Genomic DNA, 3,008 nt, shown 5'->3' on the forward strand with positions numbered 1-3,008 from the left:
AACTAACGGGAGTTGCGTTAGGTGCGAGAACTCCCGTCTGCCTAAGAATCGGACGTTTCCGCAGGTCGGAAGCGGGTTACCCGAGCGGCATTGATGCTGATCGTGAGTCCGGATTTGCCTTGTTTCGCGTGTGAACTGTAGATTTTCTGCATCTAATGCATGATTCCACGGTTTGGGGGTTGCGGTGTCAGAGGCTGTTCCGGGTTTTGTTCCGCGGATGCTTAGGGATCCGGATGTCGGTTTGTTCAGGGCCGATGAGCGCGTGTACGCCGCGATGCTGGATGGCTGGCGTGCGCAGATGCTCGCCCGGGGCCTGGGAACGGACACGATCGAAGCCCGTTGCAGGTTACTGGTCCGGTTCCAGGAGTTCAGTGGTGAGTTTCCGTGGCAATGGCGTCCGGTGGACATTGATGATTTCCTGGCCGGGCTGCGGTCCGGTGAGAAGCCGCTCAGCCTGAAGACGTTGCGCTCCTACAGCAACGCGGTGGCGATGTTCTGCGGCTATCTGACGCATCCTGGCTACGGGTGGGGCGAGTTCTGCGAACGCACGTTCGGTGACATCCCGAGCCAGATCTGCTTTGAATGGAACACGCCGCGGCACACGACAGATGATGCGGTGCCGCCGGGGCGGCGTGCGTTCACCAAGGCGGAGCTGCAACGGGTTTTCGACCATCTGGACGACCTCGTCGACCGTGAATACGCGGCCGGCAGCAAACGCTGGCTGCCGTTGTTCCGCGATTCGGTCGCGTTCAAGGTCTGTTATGCCTACGGGCTGCGCCGGCGTGAGCTGACCATGCTGGACCTGGAAGACTTCGGCCCGAACCCGCACGTGAGCGACTACGGCCACTTCGGCGCACTGCAGGTCCGGTGGGCCAAAGGCACTGCAGGCTCCGGGCCCAGGCGCCGCACCGTTTTGACCGTCCCGGAATTCGAATGGGTCATCGAACAGCTGCGGACTTGGACGACCGGAGGGATGCGTAAGCAGTTCGCGACAGCGGACCGGTCCTCGGCGCTGTGGCCGAGTGAACGCGGCGCCCGGATGACGAAGGGCGGTTTCAGTGATGCCTTCGCCGCGGCACGCGACGCGGTCGGGCTGCCCAAAGAGCTCGGACTGCACTGCCTCAGACACTCCTACGTGACGCACTTGATCGAGGCCGGCTACGACCCTTTGTTTGTCCAAACCCAGGTCGGCCATTCCTTCGCATCCACCACGAGCCTTTACACATCGGTATCGTCGGATTTCAAGCAGAAAACCGTGCAGAAAATGATCGCACTCCGCCTCGCCACCCAGAAGGACCCTGATGCCTGAACAACGCCGGATCGGCTACCGATGGAACCTGCGGACTTTGATGGCCCAACGCAACCTTTGGAAGACCACCGAACTGATGCCGCTCCTGCGATCCCGCGGGATCAGCCTCTCCGAGAGCCAGGTCTACCGGCTCGTCACGGCCACACCCGAACGCATTCCGGCCAAGACCTTCGCCGCGCTCTGCGACATCCTTGACTGCACGCCGAATGACCTGTTCGAGCCCTATGTCGAGATGCGCGCCGCAGCGACAGCAAACGCACCCAAGCGCAGCGAAGACCTCGGAATCCAACCTCGTAACCCGATCGCTAAACGCATCCGCCTCGTCCCGCCCGAGGACGGTGAGTAGGCCGCGAAAGGCAGAGGACCCGACCCGCTGGCCCGTCCCCTGCGCCCGCTGCGGCCAACACCACCAGACCGTCGCTCGATGGCCCGACGGCGGAATCTGCGGCTACTGCTACCAGCAAGCCAAACGCACCCGAGGCGCCTGCGCCTGCGGACACGAAGGCGTCCTGCCCGGCATCGACGAGGGCCGGCCCAGCTGCCGCCGATGTTCAGGCATACAAGTCAACGTCGACTGCAGAACCTGCGGCGCCGAGGAAGAACTACACAGCGGCGGCCGCTGTTGGAGCTGCGTCCTGGGCCTCACCGTCGATGACCTGCTCGCAGACCCGGCCCGGGGAACCATCAGCCCCGTGCTGCTCCCCCTCGCCGCGGCACTGAAAACGATGAAACGGGCCAACAGCGGCCTGACCTGGATCCGCCAAAAACACGTCACCGCGTTCCTGCGCAACCTCGCCGCCACCCCCGAAATCACCCATGAGTCCTTCGACGAACTGCCCGATTCACCCACCCGCGATTACGTCCGCGGACTCCTCACCGAGCACGGCGTGCTCCCCCGACGCGACGAACTCCGCATCCGCTACGACAACTGGGCCGCACAAGCCCCCGAACGCCTCAGCGACCCACGGAACCGCGACCTGATCCGCCGCTACATCCGCTGGCATCACCAACGGCGAATGAACCACATGGACGAAATCTCCCGCGGAACCTTCTTACGCGCCAAACAGGAAGTCACCGTCGCCATCGACCTCCTCAACTGGCTCACCCGCCACGACACCAGCATGTCCGAGCTCACCCAGACCCACCTGGACCTCTGGCAAGCAGAAGGACCAACAACCCGACGCATCGCCGAACGTTTCCTGAAATGGGCCATCAAAACCAAAGCGGCACCATCAGGGCTGGCCATCATCCCGCACCGCCGCGGCACCAGCCCCAGACTGCCCAAATCCGCGCAGGACGAAGCACTCAGAAGCGTGGTCAACGCCGAGGGCATCGACAACCGTGACAGGGCCGCCGCGATCCTCATCCTGGTCTTCGGACAACAGGCCGAAAACATCGCACGACTAACCTGGGACAACGTGTCGGTCACCGAGGAACTGGTCACGATCCAGCTCGGCACCATCGAGATCGCACTGCCGGAGCCCTTGGATCAACCCTGGCGTGAACTCGCTGCCAACCCACGTCACAGCCTCACGGCCTCGCATCCGGACAGCAACTGGGTCTTCCGCGGTGCCGCCCCCGGACGACACATCCACCCAGGCCACCTCACCCAACGACTCAAACGCCTCTTCAGCACCCGCGCCGCACGGCTCGGAACCCTCCACGAACTCACCAAACTCGCACCCGTGGCCATCATCGC

General features: G+C 63.5%; 3 protein-coding genes. All 3 read left to right on the top strand.

The annotated features are described in order from the left end of the window. Positions 1-217: 217 nt before the first annotated feature. Positions 218-1,309, top strand: a complete 1,092-nt coding sequence (locus L0B83_RS19510) for a tyrosine-type recombinase/integrase (protein ID WP_234760227.1) — start codon at positions 218-220, stop codon at positions 1,307-1,309. Further along, entirely contained in the window at positions 1,302-1,655 is a 354-nt protein-coding gene (locus L0B83_RS19515; RefSeq protein WP_234760228.1) for a helix-turn-helix domain-containing protein, read from the top strand. The genes L0B83_RS19510 and L0B83_RS19515 overlap by 8 nt, the downstream gene beginning before the upstream one ends. Beyond that, positions 1,648-3,008: Fis family transcriptional regulator (locus tag L0B83_RS19520; protein ID WP_234760229.1), on the top strand; the 1,361-nt coding region annotated here is incomplete at its 3' end. The genes L0B83_RS19515 and L0B83_RS19520, both read left to right, overlap by 8 nt.

It is taken from the genome of Arthrobacter alkaliphilus (assembly GCF_021483235.1).
In the GTDB taxonomy this organism is placed as follows: domain Bacteria; phylum Actinomycetota; class Actinomycetes; order Actinomycetales; family Micrococcaceae; genus Arthrobacter; species Arthrobacter alkaliphilus.